At 66.8% G+C, this 6,339-nt stretch carries 6 protein-coding genes and 1 pseudogene; 1 reads left to right on the plus strand and 6 read right to left on the minus strand.

Features of this window, described 5'->3' with window-relative positions; genetic code table 11:
* Position 1: 1 nt before the first annotated feature.
* Positions 2 to 905, minus strand: a pseudogene (locus VRZ77_RS15060) (AraC family transcriptional regulator N-terminal domain-containing protein).
* Between the two features lie 134 nt (positions 906 to 1,039).
* Here VRZ77_RS15060 and VRZ77_RS15065 point away from each other — a divergent pair.
* A complete protein-coding gene (locus tag VRZ77_RS15065) occupies positions 1,040 to 1,795 on the plus strand; it encodes an SDR family oxidoreductase (RefSeq protein WP_414593457.1) in 756 nt (251 codons plus the stop codon).
* Positions 1,796 to 1,858: 63 nt separating this feature from the next.
* Here the strand turns inward: VRZ77_RS15065 and VRZ77_RS15070 are convergent, their stop codons facing one another.
* The 5 genes from VRZ77_RS15070 to VRZ77_RS15090 form a co-directional block, all read right to left on the minus strand.
* The gene (locus VRZ77_RS15070) at positions 1,859 to 3,088 is read right to left on the minus strand and encodes an argininosuccinate synthase (RefSeq protein WP_414593458.1); all 1,230 of its coding nucleotides are present in this window, start codon (positions 3,086 to 3,088) and stop codon (positions 1,859 to 1,861) included.
* Between the two features lie 130 nt (positions 3,089 to 3,218).
* Positions 3,219 to 3,719 (minus strand): hypothetical protein, encoded by a 501-nt coding sequence (locus tag VRZ77_RS15075; protein ID WP_414593459.1) that lies wholly within the window; start codon positions 3,717 to 3,719, stop codon positions 3,219 to 3,221.
* A 9-nt stretch (positions 3,720 to 3,728) separates the two neighbouring features.
* Positions 3,729 to 4,106 (minus strand): VOC family protein, encoded by a 378-nt coding sequence (locus VRZ77_RS15080; protein WP_414593460.1) that lies wholly within the window; start codon positions 4,104 to 4,106, stop codon positions 3,729 to 3,731.
* A gap of 18 nt (positions 4,107 to 4,124) precedes the next feature.
* Positions 4,125 to 5,363 (minus strand): 23S rRNA (adenine(2503)-C(2))-methyltransferase RlmN, encoded by a 1,239-nt coding sequence (gene rlmN / locus VRZ77_RS15085; RefSeq protein WP_414593461.1) that lies wholly within the window; start codon positions 5,361 to 5,363, stop codon positions 4,125 to 4,127.
* Positions 5,364 to 5,723: 360 nt separating this feature from the next.
* On the minus strand, positions 5,724 to 6,339 hold a 616-nt coding region (locus VRZ77_RS15090; protein ID WP_414593462.1), incomplete at its 5' end, for a GyrI-like domain-containing protein.

Genomic DNA, 6,339 nt, shown 5'->3' on the forward strand with positions numbered 1-6,339 from the left:
GTCAGGCAGAGAGGGCGGGGCGCGCCTCGCCGGCCCGCTCTCGCGCCGCCCGCATGTCGCGGGCCGGCGGGATACCGAACAGCCGGCCATATTCACGCGTGAACTGCGGGACGCTCTCATAGCCGACCGCGAAGGCGGCCGCGCTGGCAGATGCCCCTTCGACCATACGGCGCCGGGCCTCGATCAGGCGGAGCTGCTTCTGGAACTGGAGTGGCGACAGCGAGGTGACGGCCCGGAAATGCTGGTGGAAGGTCGAGACGCTCATCCCGGCCTCAGCAGCCAGTCGGCTTACCCCCAGGGGGTGCACGAACTCCGCCCGAAGGAGTGCGACCGCCCGGGCGATGCGCCCGGCATGGCTATCCGACCAGCCGAGACGTCGGATCGCCGCACCGTGGCGACCGGCGAGCAGCCAATAGTGCATTTCGCGCAGCAACTGGGCCTGAAGCACCGGCAGCGCGGCGGGACGATCGAGCAACCGCAGCAGGCGTAGCGCCGCAGCCGCCACGTCCTCGTCGGTCGGTTCGACCCGGACCGGCGCGCCATCTGGGACCGCGACCGACCCCATCTCCGCGGCCAGTTCGGCGATGACCGCAAGATCCAGCTCCAGCACCAGCGACAGATAGGGCCGGGCGTGACTGGCCCGGGTGATCTGGCTGACGATCGGCACATCGGCGGTGATGAGGAGCGAATCCCCGGCCCCGAAGTCAAAATCGCGGGTTCCCATGGTTACCCCGCTTGGCACCCTGGACAACAAGGCAAGCCAGCGGACGTGCGATGGCGTGCACGCTGCCCGTCGGCGCCGGCACACGAAAGAACATGATCCCCGGGATCGGCGTCGTCGCGATCCCGTCCGCATCGGCGTGCATCCGGCCGTGCCGGTCCATGATTTCAAGCAGGCTGCTCATGCAGCCATCATAGCTCCGCCGATGCCGCTGAAAAGCCGCTTCGGAGAATCAGGCAAGAAATCGCGGACTTCCGGCAAGAGGGCGCTCGCGCCGCGCGGCATATCTCGGTCATCCCAACTGACAGGAGACTGGACATGTCCACGATCACACTCATCACCGGCGGCAGCCGCGGCCTAGGCCGCAACACCGCCCTCAGCGTCGCCCGCAAGGGTGGCGATGTGGTTCTCACCTATCGCAGCCGCGCCGAGGAGGCGCAGGCCGTAGTGACTGAAATCGAAGCGCTCGGCCGCAGGGCCGTGGCGCTCCCGCTCGATACCGGCACGCTCGCCGAGTTCCCAGCGTTTACCCGCGAGCTGCGCGCCGCGCTGTCGCGGATATGGGACCGGGAGAGCTTTGACCACCTCGTCAACAATGCCGGCCATGGCGACCACGCGCTGATCGCCGAGACCACGGAGGCGCAGTTCGACCGGCTGGTCGACGTGCATTTCAAGGGCGTGTTCTTCGTCACGCAGGCGCTGCTACCGCTCATCGCAGATGGCGGGCGCATCGTGAACCTGTCATCCGGGCTCACGCGCGTTTCCTATCCCGGCTTTGCCGCCTATGCGGCGGCGAAGGGCGCGGTGGAGGTGCTTAGCGTTTATCTGGCGAAGGAACTCGGCGCCCGCGGCATCGCCGTCAACACGGTGGCGCCGGGCGCGATCGCGACGGATTTTCTCGGCGGCGCGGTGCGCGATACGCCGGACCTCAACAAGGTCTTCGCACAGATGACCGCGCTCGGGCGCGTCGGCGAGCCTGACGACATCGGGCCGATGATCGCCAGCCTGCTGTCCGCGGATCATCGCTGGATCAACGCGCAGCGCATCGAAGTCTCCGGCGGGCAGGCGATCTGAGTCGCGCCGAACGCCGGAAGACCCAAGGCCGGACGGGAAACCGCCCGGCCTTCTCGTGCGGCTTCAGCCGCCGATCTTGCGGGCGCGGCTGCCCAGCGTGCGCAGGCGCAGCGCGTTCAGCTTGATGAAGCCGGCGGCGTCGCGGTGGTCGTAGGCGACCGCGCCCTCCTCGAAGGTCACGAGGTCCTGATTGTAGAGCGAATAGGGGCTCTCGCGGCCGACCACCGCGACATTGCCCTTGTAGAGCTTCAGCCGCACCGTGCCGGTCACCATTTCCTGGCTCTTGTCGATCAGCGCCTGCAGCATCTCGCGCTCGGGCGAGAACCAGAAGCCGTTATAGATCAGCTCCGCATAGCGGGGCATGATGTCGTCCTTGAGATGCGCCGCGCCGCGGTCGAGCGTGATGCTCTCGATACCGCGATGCGCCTGAATCAGGATTGTGCCGCCGGGCGTTTCGTAGACGCCGCGCGACTTCATGCCGACGAAGCGGTTCTCGACGAGGTCGAGACGGCCGATGCCGTTCTCCTTGCCGAGCGCGTTGAGGCGGGTCAGCAGGCTGGCCGGGGACAGCACCTCGCCGTCGATCGACACCGCGTCGCCCTGCTCGAAGCCGATGGTGATGTAGGTCGCCTTGTCGGGCGCATCCTCGGGCGCGATGGTGCGCATATAGACCATCTCGGGCGCCTCAACGGACGGATCTTCCAGCACCTTGCCCTCGGAGGAGGAGTGCAGCAGGTTGGCGTCGACCGAGAACGGCGCCTCGCCGCGCTTGTCCTTGGCGATCGGGATCTGGTGGCTCTCGGCGAAGGCGATCAGCGCCTCGCGCGAGCGCAGGTCCCATTCGCGCCACGGCGCGATGATCTTGATCTCCGGCTCCAGCGCGTAATAGCTCAGCTCGAAGCGCACCTGGTCGTTGCCCTTGCCGGTCGCGCCGTGCGAGACGGCATCGGCGCCGACCTTGCGGGCGATCTCGATCTGCTTCTTGGCAATCAACGGGCGGGCGATCGAAGTGCCGAGCAGGTACAGCCCTTCATAGAGCGCATTGGCGCGGAACATCGGGAACACGTAGTCGCGCACGAACTCCTCGCGCACGTCCTCGATGAAGATGTGCTCGGGCTTGATGCCCAGCATCTCGGCCTTCTTGCGCGCCGGCTCCAGTTCCTCGCCCTGGCCGAGGTCGGCGGTGAAGGTCACCACCTCGCAGCCATAGGTGGTCTGCAGCCATTTGAGGATCACCGAAGTGTCGAGACCGCCCGAATAGGCGAGAACCACGCGCTTGACGTCGCTAGCCATCTTAAGAATTCCGCACGAGAGGAGGCCGCAGCCTGAGAAAGCGCGCGGACTATAGGCATGAAGCGCGCTCGTGCAAGCCGTGTCTGCGCTTACCTCGTTCGCCTGTCGGCGCACCGGAGAGGCGGCGCGCTCACGGCGCCGGCGGGGGAGACTCCGGCGAAGGCACGACGGCGGCCGTGCGCACGCGCCCCACAGGCTTCCAGAACCCCGCGCTCCAGCCGGCGACCAGCCAATAGGCCATGCCGCCGGCAAGGCCGGAGCCGATGACGTAGAGATTGCCGTCGAACGGCACTGGCGTGTCGCCGTAAGGCGCGAAGATTTCCGCGCCGAGCCAGGCGGAAATCGCCCCGTTCGCGACGTAGTACATCCAGGAGCGTATTGCGAAGCCTTCGGCGAACAATATGCCGATCAGCGCAACCGCCCACATGGTGACGGCCACGGTGGCGAGCAAAAACGTGCCGGTCGCCAGCATCTCGAACAGGTCCGTGGCCTGCACATCCACCGCGCCGGCGAGCACATCGCCGATCCGCCAATAGCCAAAGATGATCACCGCCATGGTGGCGCAGATGCCGACCATGATGCCGAGCGGCACCACGACGAGGCGCAGCAGCAGGCGGAGCAGGTTTTCCATGGGCGAGGCCTATTGCGGAGCGTGGCAGACGGCTTCGATATTATGCCCGTCGGGATCGAGCACGAAGGCGGCGTAGTAGCTCGGATGGTAATGCAGCCGCAGCCCCGGCGGGCCGTTGTTGCGCCCGCCCGCCGCCATGGCCGCCGCGTAGAACGCGTCGACGCTGGCCCGGTCCGGCGCGGAAAAGCACACGTGCAGCCCCTCGCCGCGGATCGGGCCGCCGGAATTGATCCAGAAGAACGGGTTGCGCCCGGTGCCGAAGCCGGCGCGGCTGCGTCCCTCGCTCAGCTCCATCACGACGGTGATACCGAGCGGCGCCAGTGCCCGCGCATAGAAATCCCGCGAACGCGCGAAATCCGCGACCGGGAAGCCGATATGATCGAGCATGTCCGCCACGCGCCGCCGCTACTCGGCCGCCGCCGCCATGGCGCGCAGGGCAAGACGCTCGCGGGCCGTGAGCTTCTCGGTCTCGCTCTTGAGCTGGCCGCAGGCGGCGAGGATGTCGCGCCCGCGCGGCGTGCGCACCGGGCTGGAATAGCCGGCGCGGAACACGATGTCCGAGAAGGTCTCGATGGTTTCCCAGTCCGAGCACTCATATTTCGTGCCGGGCCACGGGTTGAACGGAATCAGGTTGATCTTGGCGGGAATGCCGGCGAGCAGCTTCACCAGCGCCTTGGCATCCGCCGGGCTGTCGTTCACGCCCTTGAGCATGACGTATTCAAAGGTGATGCGCTTGGCGTTGGAGGCGGCGGGATAGGTCCGGCAAGCCTCCAGCAGCTCTTTCAGCGGGTACTTCTTGTTGATCGGCACCAGCACGTCGCGCAATTCGTCGCGTACGGCGTGCAGCGAGATAGCGAGCATCGGGCCGACGTCACGGCCGAGTTTTTCGATCTCCGGCACCACGCCGGAGGTGGAAACGGTGATGCGGCGCTTGCCGATGCCGAGGCCCTCGCCATCGGCCAGGATGTCGATCGCCAGCGCGACCGAGTCATAGGCATAGAGCGGCTCGCCCATGCCCATGAACACGATGTTGGTCACGAGGCGGTCGCCCTCGGTCGGCAGGCCGGGGCCGACGGCGCGGTCGCGGCCGGGATAGTCGCCGAGCCGGTCGCGGGCGACCATCACCTGCGCCACGATCTCGGCGGCGGTCAGGTTGCGCACGAGGCGCTGGGTGCCGGTGTGGCAGAACGAGCAGTTCAGCGTGCAACCGACCTGGGAGGAGACGCACAGCGTGCCGCGGTCGCTCTCGGGAATATAGACCATCTCGACATCGTGCGGCTTGTCGCCGGCGATGTCGGGCGGCAGGCGCAGCAGCCATTTGCGGGTGCCGTCATTGGACACCTGCTCGACCACGACCTCGGGACGGTCGAGCGTGAAGGCCGCGCTCAGCTTCTCGCGCAGGCCCTTGCCGACATTGGTCATCTCGTCGAACGAGGTGGCGCCGCGCAGATAGATCCAGTGCCAGAGCTGGGAGACGCGCATGCGCCGCTCACGCTCGGGCAGGCCGATATCGGCCAGCGCCTGCGAAAGGCCGGCGCGGTCGAGCCCGGCGAGCGAGCGGCGGGCGTCCTCGGCAGCCGGATGCGCTACGGCGCCGAGTGCGCCGTCGGCGGAGGCCGGGACGGTATCGATCAAAGTGGCCATGATGTTCGCTGAATGCCTGTTTGCGCGCCTCATAGCACGAAGCGGCGGGAATGGCGACCGCAGGTGACATATCCGCCAACCACTAGGTATCTTGGATGGCACTTTAACGGAGCACAACCTAAGGACTGCGAAGTACGGACCAAGCACGGGTGGCTGCGGATCGCACATTCCGATGCGATAGCCGATCGCAATCGCGACTTTCGCTGTGAAGAATGTCACGGCCGCGTCACGCCGCATCGACTAGCAAAAAATGGGGCGCGGGCTCACTTCGAACATAAGGTTCGACATGCCGGCTGTTCACTCGGTGATTGTTTCAATGGGCACCGCTCTCTGCACCCTGAAGCATTGGTTTAAGCCCCCTCACTTCAGCGGCACCCAGATGTCGATCACGAGATCGTCCTGCGGGGTGGTGCGGGGGTCGGAGCGGTATTCCTCGACATAGAGGTCTTCCGCTTCGAGGTCCTTGGCGTCGAGCAGGTTGGCAATCTGCTCATAGGTCGGGTCCATGGCGTCATAGGGTCCGCGATGGGTGAAGCGCAGCGCCTTGCCGCCGGGCGACGCGGAGAACTCCAGTCCGCCCTGCGGTTTCTCCGTGGTCGCGCCCTCGAAGGGCTGTGCCGCCTCGAACTCGAAGCCGACATCGTCGGTCATGGTGTAGATGATGAAGGGCGCGCCGGTGGGCTTGAGCTTGAGCCGCGCCAGCTCCGCGTCCACGTCCTTGAGCGTAGCGACGATGGTGGCGAAACCCTCGTCCCAGGTCGCCTTGCCCTTCTTCTGCAGTACCGGCACCGGCCGCATCTCGGCGGCATCGCCGAAGCCGTCCGGCCGCTTCATCGGATCGCTCTCGGCCGGAACCGCCTGCGTCTCCACCGCCTTGGGATCGATCACCGGCGGCGCCACCAGATCGCCGTCGCCGTCATCGTCGTCGAGCGACTGGTCCGGGTCTGCGGGGGTGGCTGGCGCCTCGGGCTGTGCC

The sequence above is a fragment of the Ancylobacter sp. G4_0304 genome, from assembly GCF_047501495.1.
Lineage (GTDB): Bacteria > Pseudomonadota > Alphaproteobacteria > Rhizobiales > Xanthobacteraceae > Ancylobacter.